General features: G+C 64.6%; 16 protein-coding genes. 2 read left to right on the top strand and 14 right to left on the bottom strand.

Features of this window, described 5'->3' with window-relative positions; genetic code table 11:
• Together G3446_RS29285 and G3446_RS27720 are read left to right on the top strand one after the other, a co-directional pair.
• Positions 1–237: transposase (locus G3446_RS29285; protein WP_164455822.1), on the top strand; the 237-nt coding region annotated here is incomplete at its 5' end.
• Positions 238–412: 175 nt separating this feature from the next.
• Positions 413–1,009, top strand: a complete 597-nt coding sequence (locus G3446_RS27720; RefSeq protein ID WP_209262590.1) for a VPLPA-CTERM sorting domain-containing protein — start codon at positions 413–415, stop codon at positions 1,007–1,009.
• A 176-nt stretch (positions 1,010–1,185) separates the two neighbouring features.
• Here G3446_RS27720 and lon read toward each other — a convergent pair whose 3' ends face one another.
• From lon to G3446_RS23245, 14 genes are all read right to left on the bottom strand, one after another.
• Positions 1,186–3,576 (bottom strand): endopeptidase La, encoded by a 2,391-nt coding sequence (gene lon / locus G3446_RS23310; RefSeq protein WP_164455820.1) that lies wholly within the window; start codon positions 3,574–3,576, stop codon positions 1,186–1,188.
• A 151-nt stretch (positions 3,577–3,727) separates the two neighbouring features.
• Positions 3,728–4,522, bottom strand: coding sequence for a 16S rRNA (adenine(1518)-N(6)/adenine(1519)-N(6))-dimethyltransferase RsmA (gene rsmA / locus G3446_RS23305; RefSeq protein ID WP_164455818.1), 795 nt, complete (start codon positions 4,520–4,522; stop codon positions 3,728–3,730).
• Between the two features lie 209 nt (positions 4,523–4,731).
• Positions 4,732–5,601 (bottom strand): HpcH/HpaI aldolase/citrate lyase family protein, encoded by an 870-nt coding sequence (locus G3446_RS23300; protein ID WP_164455815.1) that lies wholly within the window; start codon positions 5,599–5,601, stop codon positions 4,732–4,734.
• Entirely contained in the window at positions 5,594–6,715 is a 1,122-nt protein-coding gene (locus tag G3446_RS23295; protein ID WP_164455813.1) for a cysteine protease StiP family protein, read from the bottom strand. Before G3446_RS23295 ends, G3446_RS23300 begins: the two co-directional genes overlap by 8 nt.
• Before the next feature lie 239 nt (positions 6,716–6,954).
• On the bottom strand, positions 6,955–7,713 hold the full coding sequence (locus G3446_RS23290; RefSeq protein ID WP_164455811.1) for an HAD family hydrolase: 759 nt from the start codon (positions 7,711–7,713) through the stop codon (positions 6,955–6,957).
• A 2-nt stretch (positions 7,714–7,715) separates the two neighbouring features.
• The gene (locus tag G3446_RS23285; RefSeq protein WP_164455809.1) at positions 7,716–8,171 is read right to left on the bottom strand and encodes a tellurite resistance TerB family protein; all 456 of its coding nucleotides are present in this window, start codon (positions 8,169–8,171) and stop codon (positions 7,716–7,718) included.
• Positions 8,172–8,245: 74 nt separating this feature from the next.
• Positions 8,246–9,433: a TerD family protein gene (locus G3446_RS23280; protein WP_164455807.1), complete on the bottom strand. Its 1,188-nt coding sequence runs from the start codon at positions 9,431–9,433 to the stop codon at positions 8,246–8,248.
• A 6-nt stretch (positions 9,434–9,439) separates the two neighbouring features.
• Complete coding sequence (locus G3446_RS23275) at positions 9,440–10,018, bottom strand: TerD family protein (protein ID WP_164455805.1); 579 nt, start codon at positions 10,016–10,018, stop codon at positions 9,440–9,442.
• Positions 10,019–10,059: 41 nt separating this feature from the next.
• A complete protein-coding gene (locus tag G3446_RS23270) occupies positions 10,060–11,214 on the bottom strand; it encodes a phosphoribosyltransferase domain-containing protein (protein ID WP_164455802.1) in 1,155 nt (384 codons plus the stop codon).
• A gap of 234 nt (positions 11,215–11,448) precedes the next feature.
• Complete coding sequence (locus tag G3446_RS23265) at positions 11,449–12,039, bottom strand: TerD family protein (protein WP_164455800.1); 591 nt, start codon at positions 12,037–12,039, stop codon at positions 11,449–11,451.
• A gap of 51 nt (positions 12,040–12,090) precedes the next feature.
• A complete protein-coding gene (locus G3446_RS23260) occupies positions 12,091–12,774 on the bottom strand; it encodes a TIGR00266 family protein (RefSeq protein WP_164455798.1) in 684 nt (227 codons plus the stop codon).
• 63 nt (positions 12,775–12,837) lie between these two features.
• Positions 12,838–13,416 carry a TerD family protein gene (locus G3446_RS23255; protein ID WP_164455796.1) on the bottom strand — a complete coding sequence of 193 codons (579 nt, stop codon included), beginning with the start codon at positions 13,414–13,416 and terminating at the stop codon, positions 12,838–12,840.
• 203 nt (positions 13,417–13,619) lie between these two features.
• Positions 13,620–14,108: a phosphatidylglycerophosphatase A family protein gene (locus G3446_RS23250; protein WP_164455794.1), complete on the bottom strand. Its 489-nt coding sequence runs from the start codon at positions 14,106–14,108 to the stop codon at positions 13,620–13,622.
• 12 nt (positions 14,109–14,120) lie between these two features.
• Positions 14,121–15,170 carry a DUF475 domain-containing protein gene (locus tag G3446_RS23245; RefSeq protein WP_164455792.1) on the bottom strand — a complete coding sequence of 350 codons (1,050 nt, stop codon included), beginning with the start codon at positions 15,168–15,170 and terminating at the stop codon, positions 14,121–14,123.
• Positions 15,171–15,447 lie beyond the last annotated feature (277 nt).

Raw genomic sequence — 15,447 nt, 5'->3', positions numbered from 1 at the left:
CGCGTCAGCAATCGCAAGCTCACCTGTTTCAATCGCTTCCTCGGTACGCTCAGCACGCATTTCGAGGAAATCACCAACTATTTCGTCGGTCGTCACTCCAGCGGCTTTGTCGAGGGCCTCAACAATAAGCTCAAAGTCATCAAGCGGCGCTGCTACGGAATGACGAACCTCAAACACCTTTATCAGAGAGTGTACTTGGACCTCAACGGATACCGTGACTTCGGGGTCGTGTGCTGACCCATCAGGGGCTTAGCGAGCGCACGCTCAGCGCTATTTTGGGATCTGCGTGTACGCCCAAATCGCCACTAAATGCTTGTTTTAAAATGAATCGCTAGACCCCCCGAAATCCGGGAGAGCCATCGCAGCGACGATCAACCTTACTGGCAGCGGCTTTAGTGGAAGCGAAGGAACTGTGGTCGATGTCATTAGCACCTCTTTCGGGAACATCAATGTTTCCGCGCAGTACTGGAATGGCAGCAGTTATCAGTCTGGGTTCGCTCGGATCTATGACACAGGCGGAGCGGTGGGCGCAGATTCAGACTTGGAAGCGCCTTTCTACAATATCGACAATCCGTCTCAGACCTACTCGCCAGGTAACGTCCTGATCGTCCAGGGGAGTGATACCGGGGCTGCCAATGACCATTGGAACGGCGGGATTCTCACGTTTGAGTTCGAGAATGAGGTGACGCTCCAAGACCTGAGCGTATTTGACATGAATGACGTGCGCGGCGGCAAGTCTAGTGAGGTGCAGCTGACCTTCGCCGACGAGAGCCTGCAAACGTTCGACCTAAGGGACTCCGAGGATGACGGCAGGAATCGATATGAGCTGCGGACGTTTGGCGGCCCTGGCGGCCTAGCTGGCGTCACGAAAATGGAGGTCACCCTCGCCGGATCCGGGGCGGTTGGCCCCATGAGTGCGGTGCCCATTCCGGCCGCGGTTTGGCTGTTCGGCTCGGCGCTCTTAGGACTTGCTGGGATCGGCTATCGTCGGCGTGCATCCGCGCTCTAGCCTGGTTGGGCCAGTAGGGTAGACAAGCGCGGCGCAGTCCACGATAGCAGCCATGGGACTTGGTGGACTTGGCTCTTGCCCCTCTACCCTACTGTTCTTGAAAGACGAGTAAGTTCAGGCAGATAACGCTTCGCATCGGTCAGAGCTTCGGTCTAATCTGCCCACTGCCCACTTGGTTAAGCTTTGAACAGCAAGGGCAGCACATCCTCGTAACGCGACGCGAAGTGCACCTTCAGCCCCTTGCGCACATGCTCGGGCACTTCGTCGAAATCCCCTCGGTTGTCCTCCGGCAAGATGATCTCCTTGATCCCGGCGCGGCGTGCCGCGATCAGCTTTTCGCGGATGCCGCCGACCGGGAAGACCTCGCCGGTGAGGGTGATCTCGCCTGTCATTGCGATGCGGCGCACCGGCTCGTTGCGCGCCAGCGAGAGCAGGGCCGAGGTCATGGTGACGCCGGCTGAGGGGCCGTCCTTGGGCGTTGCGCCAGCGGGGACGTGCACATGGATGAAGGACTTCTCGAAGAAGGCCGCTTCCGCGCCGAACTCGGTCGCGTGGCTGACGAGGTAGCCGTAGGCGATCTCGGCAGATTCCTTCATGACATCGCCGAGCTGGCCGGTCAGTTTGAATCCGCGGTTGAAGCCGTGGGTGCGGGCGGCCTCAATGGAGAGGGTGGCGCCGCCCATGGCCGTCCAGGCGAGGCCGGTGACGACGCCTGGGCCTGAGAGCTTGCGCTCGTCGCGGAAGACCGGGCTGCCGAGATAGTCTGTAAGCTCCTCACCCGTTACGGTGATGGGCGTCTCTTCGCCTTCCAGCATGCGCACCGCGATCTTGCGGACGATCTTGCCGAGCTGTTTCTCAAGCCGGCGGACGCCCGCGTCCCGTGCATAGCCCTCGATGATGGCGCGCAGCGTCTTGGCGTCCAGCTTGACGGCCTTCTTGGCGAGTCCTGCCCTGTCGATCTGGCGCGGCAGCAGGTACTTCCGGGCGATTTGCAGCTTTTCCTCCGCGATGTAGCCGGAGAGCTTGATGACCTCCATGCGGTCGAGCAGCGGGCCGGGGATGCTGTCTAGCTGGTTCGCGGTGCAGACGAAGAGGACCTTGGAGAGGTCGAACCTCAGGTCGAGGTAGTGATCGAGGAAGTCCGTGTTCTGCTCGGGATCCAGCACTTCCAGAAGGGCGGAGGCGGGGTCGCCGTGGTAGGAGGCGCCGATCTTGTCGATCTCGTCGAGCATGATGACAGGGTTGGCTGTTCCGGCGTCCTTCATGGCCTGCAGGAACTTGCCCGGCATGGCGCCGATGTAGGTGCGGCGATGGCCCTTGATCTCGGCCTCGTCGCGGATGCCGCCGACCGAGAAGCGGTAGAAACGGCGCCCGAGGGCGTCGGCGATGGAGTGGCCGATGGAGGTCTTGCCGACGCCGGGCGGCCCGACGAGCAGGATGATGGAGCCGGCGATCTCGCCCTTGTGAATGCCGACCGCCAGAAATTCCAGGATGCGCTTCTTGACGTCCTCGAGGCCGTAGTGGTCCCGATCCAGAACGCGACGGGCGCGCTTCAGATCCAGCTTGTCCTTCGAGTGCTTGCCCCAGGGTAGCAGGGTGATCCAGTCCAGATAGTTGCGCGTGACCGAGTATTCGGGCGAGCCGGTCTCCAGAATCCCCATCTTGTCCAGCTCTTCCTCGACGCGCTTCTGCGCCTGCTCGGTGAGGTCGAGGTCCTCGATGCGCGCCTTGAGCTTGTCGATCTCGGCCGTGCGGTCGTCCTTGGCGATGCCGAGCTCCTTCTGGATGGCCTTGAGCTGCTCGCGCAAGAAGAACTCGCGCTGCTGCTTCTGCATCTTCTCCTCGACGGTGCGGCGGATCTTCTGCTGGGCACGCGCCAGCTCCAGCTCGTTGTTGAGCAGGACGAGCACCTTCTCCATGCGCTGTAGCAGCGGCAGGATCTCCAGGACCTCTTGGAGCTGCTCTTTCGACGAGGTCGTTAGGCTCGCGGCGAAGTCGGCGAGATGCGAGGGATCTTCGGGGCCAAAGCGGTCGAGGAAGACCCGCAGCTCCTCGACGTACAGCGGATTGAGCGGCAGCAGCTCTTTGATGGTGTTGATCACCGCCATGGCGTAGGCCTTGATGCCAGAGTCGTCGCCAGCGTCCGGCTCGGGCAGGTAGGAGACGTGCGCCTTGAAGGGGACCTTCTTGTGGATGACCTTCTCGACGCGGAAGCGCTGCAGGCACTCCACCAGCACCTGCAGATGCCCGTCCTGCTGGTGGACGCGGTGGACGCGGCAGGCCGTGCCGATCTCGTAGAAGTTTTCCGGCGTCGCCTCCTCGGAGGTCTCGCTGTCGACGAGGAGGACGCCGAGGATCTTGTGGTCGGTGTCGGCGACGGCCTTCATGGTAGCCGCCCAGTGCTCGGCATCCATCATGAGGGGGACGGCCTGTCCGGGGAAGAAGGGGCGAGAGGCCACGGGAAGGATATGGATCTCCACGGGCAGCACGTCGTTGGCCCGCGCGAGCTGGATGATCTCCAGCTCCGGGCTGTCGTTCTCGGTCTCCAACTGATCCTCATCCGTCATCTTACAAGCCTCTTTCGAAATACCTCGGGATACATGCTGATTTATTGAGACAGCGGAATCAACCGGCCGGGACCGAGCGGTCGCGGTGCGATCCTGGCGGACGCTCGGCCCGCCGGCGACAGGGGCGTTTCCGCGTCGAGGTCGGAGGATCTCAGGCCATTCCCGGGGTTTTGCAAGCTAGGTTGGCGAGTCGGGCGAAGGCCTCGACGTCCAGGCTTTCGGCGCGTAGGGATGGGTCGATGTCGGCCCGCGCGACCAGGTCGGCATCCATAAGCTCGGACAGGCTGTTGCGCAGGGTCTTGCGCCTCTGTCCGAAGGCTGCGGCGACGATGCGTGCGTGCAAGGCCGGATCCAGGATCTCATGGCGCGGCGGACGATGGGGCCTGAGCCGCATGAATGCAGAATCGACCTTGGGGGCGGGATTGAAGGCGCCTGGGCCGATTCGAAAGAGGCTCTGGGCCTCGCAGTAGGTCTGTACCATGACGGAGAGACGCCCATAGATCTTATCGCCAGGTGTGGCGACGATGCGGTCAACGACCTCCTTCTGGAGCATCAGGTGGAGATCGATCAGGGACTCCGACTGGTCGATGAAGTGGAAGAGCAGGGGCGTGGAGATGTTGTAGGGCAGGTTGCCGACGAGCCTGAGTCTGCCGCCGCCGCCGGCAAGCGCCCGGAAATCGAATGCCAGCGCATCCGCATTGTGGACGCGAAGCTCGCCCAAGGGGCCGAGCCGGGCGGCGAGCGGACCGACCAGGTCTCGGTCCAGCTCGATGACGTCCAGACTGCCAAGGCGACGCAGAAGTCCCTCGGTAATGGCGCCCCGGCCTGGGCCGATCTCGACGAGCCGGTCGTCTGGTCTGGGAGCGATGGCCGTGTGAATACGCTGGATGACCGCTGGGTCATGCAGGAAATTCTGGCCGAAACGTTTGCGGGGCTGGTGCTGCATGCGTCTAGGGTACCCGAAAGCCCGGCTGCAGCCACGCATTCCCGCCCAGCCACGCATCCCGTCCAGCCACGCATTTCGACTCGGCATCGGCTGGGCGATCACCGCCGGATCGCCAGGGGGCTGCTCCCTCGCTCTCCAGTGTGCCAACCACCTCGTCGCTCAGGCCAAGCGCTGAATGCGGCGGCGAAAAGGCAAGATGGCGGGCTGGCTCAGGACTCCATCGCGGTTCGCTCCAGAATGCTCTGTGCCCAGGTGCGGTGCGTGGCGACTTCGCACATGGAGCCGTTGAGCTTGAAGACGGCCTGCTCCTCGGTGAGGATGCGCTGCGCGGCTTCGACTTCGACCTCCGAGATTTGCAGGCCGGACTCGATGATGGCGAGCTGGTCGGGGTGGATCGCGGTCTTGCCGCAGAGGCCATGCGCGAGGTCGTCGCTGAGCTCTTCGCGCAGGATCTCGGGGCAGTCGATGTGCTCGAAGACGGGCGCGGTGAGCTGGAATCCGAAGGGTTTGAAGATGGTGACCAGGTTGGCGATGGTGTGCCCGAGTGGCGTGCGGTAGACGGTGCGGTCCCGTGGACGCCGAATGCCGAGCAGCGAGAGCAGGTCATTGCCGCCGATGCGCAGGGCGAGGATGCGCTCCTGGTGGCCGGCCTCGAGCAGGTAGTTGCGCAGGGCGATCATCTTGGCGGGCTCGAAGACGTCGCGCGTCTCCAGTGTCGGCATGCAGTGGAACTGGGTGTGTCGCAGCGGTCCCAGATAGGCGTCGGCGTTGTTGATGTCGAGCTTCGGCAGGACGAAGCCGTCCAGCTTCTCGGCGCCGGGGAGGGTGATCAGCCAGCTGAGGATCTCGGGGTTGCGCACGCGCACGAAGCGCAGCGTCGTCGACGTCTGGCTCATCTGCTCGAGGCAGGCGCGCAGGTTGTCGAGCCCGGCCCCGAGCGCCTGGGCGGCGACGGCGTCCTCGGTGCAGAAGATCACGGAGCGCAGCTCGGGCCATTTGGTGCCGTTGGCGATGGGCAGCACGTCCTTGTGGGTGACGGGGACGTACAGGGATGCGCCGAGTCGGTAGGCGTTAAGCATCGGGTAACCCCCTGATGAGCGAGATGGCCTGATAGGGCAGGGTCGGGTCGACCTCGCAGCGCACGGATTTCTCCTGGGCGAGCTGGAGGAGGTGGGCGACCTCCGGGAGCTGCGGATCCCGGACTAGGACCAGCTCGGGCACCCGCCGCAGCAGCACGCGGGTGGCCTCGCCGATGCCCGGCTTGATGAGATTCACGTCCGTGATGCCGAAGCTGTCCTTGATGGCGGCGATGAGGCTGCTCGAGCGCGCGCGCGCCCGGGCCGGATCGACTGGTGTTGTCTTGGGCGAGTAGCCGGCCTCGATCAGGGCCTTGGCATCGCCGAGCAGGGTGTCGACGAACCAGGTCGAGAGGTCCTTGGGCGCGAATTCCTCGTAGAGCACGCAGCCGTGGAAGTCGTCTGGGCCGATCTGCTCGTTGAGCACGGAGCGGCTGACGAGGCCGGACATGGTGGCGTTGAGGATGCTCGAGGGGATGAGGTAGTCCTCGTCGCTGGGCGCGATGCCGACCCCCGCGAGGTCCGCCAGGGTGAAGAGGCTGTCATCCAGGCGCTCGCCATGCGCCTGCTCGAAGTCCACGACAGCCGCGGTCAGCTCGCGGGCGATGACGCCCTTGCCGGTCCAGCCGTCGACGAACAGCAGCCCCGCCGGATCCCTGGCCGCATCGTCGAGGATGAAGCGAATGGCGTTCTGGTCGATGCCGCGGTCGCGAATGATGGAAATGGAGTAATGCTGTGCGTCCCGCTCGAAGATGTCGCCCAGGATGTGCTTGAGCATGACGCCGATCGGCGTGCCCGCGCGCGCGAGCGAGACCAGGGTGATCTCCGCCGGACGGCGCGCGGCGATGATGGCCGCGAGATCCAGCAGTCCCTCGGCCATGCGCGTGCGGCTCATGGCGAAGGCGTGCTGAAAGACCTCCATGTATTTGGGGGAGGGCAGGGACTCGGGGCTCAGCATCTCGCTGTAGTGGCGCCGCCCGCTCTGGATGAGCCGCTCCTTCTCGGCGACGTCGATGGGCCGGACCTCGATCGGCTTCAGCAGGAAGCGAACGTCCTCGGGGCGATAGCTGCCGGAGAAGTGGGCTTCCGCATCGCGCGATGGGTGTGGCTTCGACATCAGGCCGGGCTCCTCCATGTCTTCTGTATTGTTGTGCCTCTTCGGGCTCTTCGTGCCCGCTCAGGGTTTCTTGCGGCGAACGGTGTTGCGTCTGGTCGCCTTCTGTAGGGTGGACAAGCGCAGCGCAGTCCGCCAACGCCGGAGCGGGGCTCGGTGGACTACGGCTCCGATTGGCGATCATAGGCCTGGGCTCTGAGCTCAACCGACGGCGCCCCGGACGGCGCTCCCACAGGGTCTCATCAGAGCAAGGGTTTGCCCAGGGTCTCCGCGAACAATTGCGAGCCCCTCGGGGTCAGGGCGTAGTCGCACTCGGCCATGAAGGCCCCGTCGATCAGGCTGTCGCCGACCCCGAAGGTCATCAGCTCGCCCCACTCCTGGCGAAGCCGCTCGGTCAGGTGGCGCACGGCGTGCTCCTTGCCGAGCGTGCGCGGGATAACCGCGAGATTGTTGCCGTTGCGGTGGAGGCGAAAGCGGTCGCTGCGTGCGTCGACCAAGGGCTGGAGCAGCTCCTGCTGCAGGTAATCGAGGTCCGCCTCCTTGCCGTCCTTGTACTTCGCGACGATGTAGAAGGGCAGATCGAAGTCCCCCACGATACGCACGCGTGCCGCCAGGGCGTCGCGCTCGATCATATCCTCGGCGGCGCCGAGCAGGAGGCGCAGCTCATGGATGGCGCCGTCCGAAACCTGCCGCATCCGCTCTAGCCAGGTCTGATCCGGCTGACCCTCCGGGGTCAGGATGATCCCGCCGTAGGCGATGATGCGCCAGCTCCGGAAGGGCAGGTCCACGCGGCTCAGGGCGTCGAGATCCCGCGCGGTGGTGGGGATCAGGGTCGCATTGTCTTCCAGAAGCCGCCAAAAGGCCTGCTGCTTGGCCGTCATGAAGGAGTGCGAGGTCCCGTCGCGCAGATAGGCGACGGGATGCAGGCCGTCTTCGCTGGGGCACTTGCGGTGGCTCTGGAAGAGGGTGTCGTCCAGATCGAGGAAGACGAGCTTCCGCACGCCTAGGCCAGCTCGAAGTCCGCGGGGCTGAGGCCCAGCTCCATGGCGATCTTGCGCGCGACCCGCTTCTCGTCGTCGTCGAAGTTTCCGTCGGCGCCGGCGATGGCGATGATGAGGCGCATGATGAGGCGTGCGGCCGCATCATTGCTCTTCATCTTGCGGATGGCGTCATAGGCCTTGGCCTCGCCGAGATCCTTGTCGAACTCGATCTGGGTCATGGCGTTCTGGAAGGCCTCGATCAGCTCCTTGCTGGAGAAGACGGAGAGCGCCTCGTAGTTCTCGATGAAGCGCATCATCTTCTGCTTCTCCTCGGAGGAGACGTTGCCGTCCGCCATGGAGATGAGCACGGAGCCGCTGATGGCGGCGTTGAGGAAGTCCTTATTCTTGAACTTCATCGCCTCGTTCTTGAGCTCGGAGGCCTTGTTCTTCAGGTTGTCGAGAAAATTTTGGAAGCTCATGGTGTTGTCCCTTTGACTCTCAGTGATGGTGAATTCGGTCGTTCGCGGCGATGCGCAGGATCTGACTGCCCAGCCTATTTGCTGCCTCGCACCCACTGCAGACCCCAGCCATAGGCCTTGTCGACATCTGGGTGGGCGCGATAGTAATCAACGAGCTTGGTGACGCGGATGGCGCCGCCGTCGTTTTCCAGCAGGGCGATGGCGCACATGGGGTTGCGGCTGTCGGGGGAGTCCAGCCGCACCTCGATCTCAGGCTGCTCCGGCATCTTGAGCCGGATGACCGCATTGGCCTCGCCCCAGTTCGGCGTGCCCTCGTAGATGAAGGCGAAGACCAGGACGCGCTTGATCTCGTCCCAATGCTTGCCGTTGATGCGCAGGTTCTCGCCCTCGGTCCGGGTGCCGGTGCGGTCGTCGGCGTCCAGCATGATGTAGGGCGGCCCCCAGAAGTTGCCGAAGGTGTTGCCCAGGGCCTGCACCACGCTCTTGGTGCCATCCTTCAGCTCGAAGAGACAGCCGATGTCCAGGTCGATGCCGCCGGAGCGGGTGCCGCCGAAGAGCCCGCGCTTGACCGGGGCCGAGCGCATGGCCCAGTTGAGATTGATGAGGATCTCGCCGTGCGCCTGGCTGCCCTTCTTCTGCAAGGACACCGTGTTGCCGCGCTTCTCGAGCGTGATCTTGCTCAGGTTGACCGGCGGCGCCTGGGGCTTGGGCGGCTCGGGTGTCGGTGCTGGCGTCGGCTCGGCGACGGTCCCGCCGAAATGCCTGACCAGTGCGTCCAGACCGCCGTTGAAGCCCTGGCCGAGGGCGCAGGTCCGCCAGATGCCGTCCTTGCGGTAGATCTCCAGCAGCATGAGCGCGCGCTCGCTTGCGAAGTCTCCGCCGGTGAAGGCGAAGCGCCCGACCTCGCCGCCCGGACCCAGAAAGCGCACATGGCCGCGGCTGAGCTGCGACATGGTGCCGGCACCATCCAGGGCCGCGGTGAGGGTCAGGCGATCGATCGAGGCCGGCAGCTTGCCGAGATCGATCGCAAAGCCTGCCGCATCCCCTGGCGGCGTCTCCAGCCGCACGCCGCCGCAGGGGGTCTGCGGCTGGTTGAAGAAGGTCATGTAGCGCTCGTCGGACAGCTTGCCCTGGGCGTCCAGACCGAAGCAGGCGAAGTCGATGACCAGGCCTGGGCCCTCGGCCGCCACCCCGAGGGCGAGCTGTTGGCCGCCGGGCACCAGGTCGGCGATCTTGGCGCGCTGTCCGCGCGTGAGGTCCATGGCGGCTCAGCCGACGTTGACGCCGTGCTGTAGTGCGAGCGCCCGCAGACCGCCTGCGTAGCCCTGGCCGACGGCCTTGAACTTCCAGTCGCCGCTGTGGCGGTAGATCTCACCGAAGATCATGGCGGTCTCGGTCGAGTAGTCCTCCGAGAGATCGAAGCGGACCACTTCCTGATTGTTGTCGCGGTTGACGATGCGCACGAAGGCGTTGCTGACTTGGCCGAAGCTCTGCTTGCGGGCCTCGGCGTCGTGGATGGTCACCACGATCACCAGGCGCTGGATCTCAGGCGGCACCTTGGAGAGGGTCACATGGATGGCCTCGTCGTCGCCCTCGCCCTCGCCGGTGAGGTTGTCGCCCGTGTGCTCGACCGCGCCATCGGGCGAAGTCTTCTGGTTGTAGAAGATGAAGTGGGTGTCGCCCGGGACCTTGCCGTCCTCCTTCACCATGAAGAGGCTGGCGTCGAGGTCGAAGTCCTGACCGTCGGTCGCGCGCGCGTCCCAGCCCAGGCCCACGAGGACGTTCTCGAGGTTGGGGGCCTCCTTGCTCAGATTGACGTTACCGCCCTTACCTAGATTGATAGCCATTGGATCCTCCGTTCAGTGCGCTTGAGGTTGAAGTGCTGCCATCAGGCCGTCTCCGGCAGCGTCGTATATCTGTAGGCTCGGCACTTGGGGCCGAGCGTCTCCAGGAGCGTTTGCAGTGCCTCGGCCGGGGTCTCGTGACAGACGAGGATGCGGTCCGGCTCGGCCGGGTCGACGTTGTACAGATAGTTGGGAATGCCTTCGCCGTAATTGTCCCCAAAGATCAAACGGCGTCCAACATCCGCGCCGACCAGGATCGGCGAGCGCGTCGTGGATTGTATGACCACATCGTAGCCCCGGTATTCCATCTGCTGCCCGACGCGGAAGGCGACGTGCATGAACTCGCCGGTTCCGAGCACCAGCACCCGCGCGCCTGGCGGCAAGCCCGCGGCGAGCGCGTCGATGTCCGCCGCGGGGATGGGGATGCGCCGGCTGATCCCGAAGCGTCCCAGGTCGTCGGCGATCTGTCCGGGACCGCAGCCGTTGTCGCCGACCGCGCTTGGCGCCGCCACGGTGCTGGGCCAGTCGCCGGTCGCGAAGGTGAAATCCGCATGGAGGGCGGCGACGCAGCGCAGGGGCAGACCGAGCCGCGCGGAGAAGCGCCGGTCGCTGTCCGCGCCGCTGAAGTTGGTGATGGCGACGAAGTGGACTCGCTCCAGGTTCGGGTTTTGGGCGCGGTAGGCGGAGACCAGATTGCAGAGGGTTGAGCCCGTGCTGATCTCGTCGTCGATGACGACCAGCTCGCGCGCGTTGCGGAAGAGCGCCTGGTGAGCGGGCTGGATCGGCTCATAGAGGTATTGATCCGGGGCGTGGCAGTGTTCCTCCTCGAACTCGAGGTAGGGGCGTCCCGCGACCCGATAGCGGGTCGAGTGCAGAAAGAGCGCCTCGGCTCCAGGGTGCCGGTCGAGCGTCGCCTCGAAGACGCCTTGCCCCAGGCCCGTGGCCGTCTCCGCCATGGCGATGAAGGCCCAGGGGCCGGGTCCGAGGTCGAGCTGGCTCGCAAGGTACTCATGGACGTGGCGCATCAGCGAGGGCCGGGCCGGCCAGTGCTTGCCGAGCACCTTGCTCAGGAAGAGGAAGCCGCGCTTGCGGTTGTTACGGGCCGCGAAGCCGCACAGCGTCTCCAGCGGAAAGGTCGCCTCGCGCACCTGGACCGAGAGCCTGCCGGTCGCGAGTTCGACTTGGAGGCGTTCGCTCACGCGAGACCCTCGGCGCGGAGCCTGTTCGGCGCGATCATCGACACCGGGCTGTTTGGGGTCATGGACAAGCCTTCCCGAGGACGCGATCGGGCCAGCCGTTCGATTGTGGGAGCGGCGCCCCGCCGCGATCGGCGGTCGGGGCGGGGCTCCCACGCCGGAGCTATGCCCGTCCAGCCTCCGAGCGGCAGAGGACGCCATGCTTTCATGCCCAGGGGCGGCGTGCCGCCATCTGGGCTAGAGATGCGGCTTCACCTGCGGAAGCAACTGCTCCGCGGTGCGGCCCTGACCGGTCTCGCCGATGGCGTGCATCTTCCACTCGCCGCCGTGACGATAGACCTTGGCCATGATCATGGCGTTGTGGCCGCCCTGACAGCTGAGATCGTAGCGGGCGATCTCGCTGTCGTTGGCGCCGTTGACGATGCGGCAGAAGGCGTTCTCGACTTGGGAGAAGTCCTGTCCGGTGAAGTTGTTCACCGTGAAGACCAGGCTCTTGATGCCGGCCGGGACAGCCGTCAGGTCGACGATGATCTGCTCGTCGTCGCCCTCGCCCTCGCCGGTCAGGTTGTCGCCCGTGTGCTGGATGCTGCCGTCCTTGCTGCGTAGCTGGCGGAACCAGACGGTGTCGGTCAGGTTGCCGCCGTCGTCGAACATGAGGCAGGAGGCGTCCAGGTCGATGCTGCCGCCTCCGCCGCCGAAGAGTCCGCCGAGCATGCCGCCCTTACCCTTGGCCGCATCCCAGCCCAAGCCCATGACGATCTTGGAGAGTCCTCCGCCGGCCTCTTTCTCCAGCGAGATCTTCTGTCCTTTCTGTAGATTGATACCCATGTCCTAGACCTCTCAGTGTGGTGTTGTTGTCGACGCGAGCCCGGTCGCTTCTTATTGTCCGGGGCCGCGGAAGATCTCTCGATTGCGTGAGCAGATGACGACCTTGCCCTGTCCGCGGAAACGGATGACCAGGCCCTCCCCCGAGGTCACCGAGTTGACCACGTTGCCGAAGAATCCGCCCCCGGTCTGGGGCATGCCAACCTCGAACTGCAGGTTGGACGACCAGGCGACGGCGTGGTTGTTGTCGATGACGGTCTCGCGGTCTGGGGTGACGTCGATAGTGAAGATAGAGCCAAAGCCCGAGATGGCGAGCTTTCCTTGCCCGGTCGCCTCCATGATGACGAAGCCGCCGGTGCCGCCGAAGAGGCCGCCGCCCAAGGTGTTCATGCGCGCACGCACCTCGACGCCGGACTCGGCGGCCAGAAAGCTGCCGTCCGACAGGGTGTAGCTCTCGCCCGGGCTGACGTCCAGGAGTTCGATCGAGCCCGGCAGGGTGGGGGAAAGCAGGCAGTCGCCGTCTCCGCCGACGGCCTCGATCTCCTGCTGGAAGAGCGATTCGTCAGTGGCCAGGCGACGCATGAGGGCGCGCCCGAGGCCGCCGCGCAGCTGGCCCTTGACCTGCAGCGGCGCCTCCATCATGACCATGGCGCCGGATTCGCAGAAAATCTTTTCCTTCTGGCGCAGGCTGACGTGCAGGAAGGGATCGATTTCTCCGGTGACAGTGAAACTGGGCATCGAGGCTTCTCTCCGTCAGATCGCGCCCGCGGCGGCTAGGCGCCGTCGCGGGTCTGCTTCGCTTTAACCGATGTTGACGCCGTGGTCGGTCGCCAGCGCCTTGAGGCCGCCGGCGAAGCCCTGGCCGACGGCCTTGAACTTCCACTCCGCGCCGTTGCGGTAGACCTCGCCGAAGACCATGGCGGTCTCGGTGGAGTAGTCCTCCGAGAGATCGAAGCGCGCGATCTCGGTGTTGCTGTCCTTGTTCACCACGCGCATGAAGGCGTTGCGCACCATGCCGAAGTTCTGCTTACGCGCCTCGGCCTCGTGGATGGTGACGGCGAAGACGATGCGCTGGATCTGGGCGTCGACGGTCGGCAGATTGATGCTGACCGACTCGTCGTCGCCCTCGCCGGCACCGGTGAGGTTGTCGCCGGAGTGCACCACGGCGCCGTCGGGCGAGGTCTTCTGGTTGTAGAAGACGAAATGGGCGTCGGACAGGACCTTCCCGGTGTCGCCGACCAGGAAGACGCTGGCGTCCAGGTCGAAGTCCGCGCCATCGGTGGAGCGGGCATCCCATCCGAGCCCGACGAGCGCGTTGACCAGCCCGGGATCGGTCTTGCTCAAGCTGACGTTGCCGCCTTTCTGCAGACTGATAGCCATGTTGCTTTTCTCCTCAGTTCGATTGATGTGGTGAGTGCGATTGTTATCCAGAGACATCGATCGGTCGATGCTCGGCCCTCTGGACTGAGACCTCAGGCAGTTTGGTGTGGGTTTGGCCGCCAGATTTCCATCTCTAAATTGATGTATGACTTATCGCGCCATCGGGACGGACGCCTGTACCAGTCAGGGGGTGGGCGTAAGGGTTAGAGCCAGAGGCCGGCGAGCAGAATGACCAGGATGGCATAGCCAGCAGCCAAGAGGTCGTCCACCATCACGCCGAGTCCGTTCTTCCAGCGCTCGTCGAAGTAACGGATCGGCCAGGGTTTGAAGATATCGAAGACGCGGAACGCGGCGAAGCTGGCCAGCCACCATCCCCAGCCGGGTGGCGTGAAGCACAGCACCAGCGCCATGGCCACGATCTCGTCCCAGACGATGCCGCCGTGATCCGCCTCCCCGACGGCCTTTCCCGCCATGTCGCAGAGCTTGGCTCCGACGACGAAGGCGACCAGGAGGGCTGCCAGAATTCCTGGCAGCGGAAGTATGGCCGCCAGCCCAAAGTACAAGGGAAAGCCGAGCAGCGTCCCCACAGTGCCAGGTGCCTTAGGGCTGAGCCCCGTGCCCAGTCCAAAGGCCAGGAAATAGGCGGGGTGGCTGGTGATGAGCCGCCAGCTCGGCTTGATTGTGGCGTCCATGGTGGCGTCCGTCTAAGCGGTCTCGCTCGTCTCATGCGGATGGTGTCGCTTGTAGCGAATCGACGAAATGACCGCCAACACAATGAAGGCGACACCGATCAGGCCGGTGATCACCTCTGGGATGTGCACGAAGATGCTTGCCAGCATGATGCCTGCAAGCGCGCCGATTGCCCAGTGGGCGCCGTGCTCTAGGAAGATGTACTCGTCCAAGGTGCCCTTATTGACCAGATAGACGGTGAGCGAGCGCACGAACATGGCGCCGATGGCCAGTCCCAGCATGATGATGACGACGTCACGCGTGATGGCGAAGGCGCCGATGACCCCGTCGAATGAAAAGGACGCGTCCAGCACCTCCAGATAGAGGAAACCGGCGACGCCGGAGCGCTTGGCGGTGTTGACCGCGGCCTCGCCTGCCTCGTCGTTCTCGAAGAAGCTGTCCAGGCTGCTGACGGCGACATAGAGGATGACGCCTCCAATGCCCGCGGTCAGCATCGCGGCGCGCTGCTCCGGCGTCAGCTCGACCAGGGCCTGTAGGAGAAAGAGGATGACCAGGGCCGCCATGACCTGGATCGAGTCCAGCTTGCCAAGGCGCGCCAGCCGCTCTTCGACGGCTCCCAGCCAGTGCACCTCCTTGGTGTGGTCCAGTACGAAATAGAGGAAGACCAGGAGCAGGAACATGCCGCCGAAGGCGGAGATGCCGATATGGCTCTCCTCGAGATACTTGGCATATTGCTCCGGCTGCTGGAGGGCCATGGCGGCGACCTCGCCCATGCCTTGCCCGGAGGCGACCGCGACGATCACGATGGGAAAGAGCAGCCGCATGCCGAAGACTGCGATGAGGATGCCCACCGTCAGGAAGATCTGCTGCCACTTCTCGTCCATGTCCTTGAGCACGGAGGCGTTGACCACCGCGTTGTCGAACGAGAGGCTGATTTCCATGACGCCGAGGATCAGGACGAGGAAGACGGCGGACCAGGCGCCGAGCGGTGACTGGAGGCCCCAGTAGAAGGCGGCCAGCACGCAGGCGATGGTCACGATGATCGAATAGCGAAAGGCTCTCATTGACCCCTCTGAAGATGGTTTGAAGGTGCGGGCCGGATCGCGCGGTCACTCGTCGCGGCCGAGATGTGCCCACGCCAGGATGCGTCTGGCGACACGGCCGGATAGGGTACCCTCGGCGAGGCGCGGTCGCTAGCCTCAAGCGACCAAGGGGTGCGACCACAAGGGATGGGCGCTGGGCAGCGAATCGCGGGTTGGGGGCCCCCCCGCGGCCCCCCCCCCCGGGGGTTGGTGATTGGGGGGGGGGGGGGCCGGGGGGCGTGGAGTTGGCAGCGGGTAG

Origin of the sequence: Thiorhodococcus minor (genome assembly GCF_010820565.1) — a bacterium.
Classification (GTDB): domain Bacteria; phylum Pseudomonadota; class Gammaproteobacteria; order Chromatiales; family Chromatiaceae; genus Thiorhodococcus; species Thiorhodococcus minor.
The sequence above is the reverse complement of the archived record's forward strand: the minus strand, read 5'-3'. Positions and strand labels throughout refer to the sequence as shown.

Bases quoted from the DNA above. Each gene is read 5' to 3' on its own strand.
- G3446_RS23265 (WP_164455800.1), bottom strand. From the start codon at position 12,039: ATGGGTATCAATCTACAGAAAGGACAGAAGATCTCGCTGGAGAAAGAG.
- lon (WP_164455820.1), bottom strand. From the start codon at position 3,576: ATGACGGATGAGGATCAGTTGGAGACCGAGAACGACAGCCCGGAGCTG.
- G3446_RS23300 (WP_164455815.1), bottom strand. From the start codon at position 5,601: ATGCTTAACGCCTACCGACTCGGCGCATCCCTGTACGTCCCCGTCACC.
- G3446_RS23255 (WP_164455796.1), bottom strand. From the start codon at position 13,416: ATGGCTATCAGTCTGCAGAAAGGCGGCAACGTCAGCTTGAGCAAGACC.
- G3446_RS23280 (WP_164455807.1), bottom strand. From the start codon at position 9,433: ATGGACCTCACGCGCGGACAGCGCGCCAAGATCGCCGACCTGGTGCCC.
- G3446_RS23275 (WP_164455805.1), bottom strand. From the start codon at position 10,018: ATGGCTATCAATCTAGGTAAGGGCGGTAACGTCAATCTGAGCAAGGAG.
- rsmA (WP_164455818.1), bottom strand. From the start codon at position 4,522: ATGCAGCACCAGCCCCGCAAACGTTTCGGCCAGAATTTCCTGCATGAC.
- G3446_RS23285 (WP_164455809.1), bottom strand. From the start codon at position 8,171: ATGAGCTTCCAAAATTTTCTCGACAACCTGAAGAACAAGGCCTCCGAG.
- G3446_RS23250 (WP_164455794.1), bottom strand. From the start codon at position 14,108: ATGGACGCCACAATCAAGCCGAGCTGGCGGCTCATCACCAGCCACCCC.
- G3446_RS23245 (WP_164455792.1), bottom strand. From the start codon at position 15,170: ATGAGAGCCTTTCGCTATTCGATCATCGTGACCATCGCCTGCGTGCTG.
- G3446_RS23260 (WP_164455798.1), bottom strand. From the start codon at position 12,774: ATGCCCAGTTTCACTGTCACCGGAGAAATCGATCCCTTCCTGCACGTC.
- G3446_RS23295 (WP_164455813.1), bottom strand. From the start codon at position 6,715: ATGTCGAAGCCACACCCATCGCGCGATGCGGAAGCCCACTTCTCCGGC.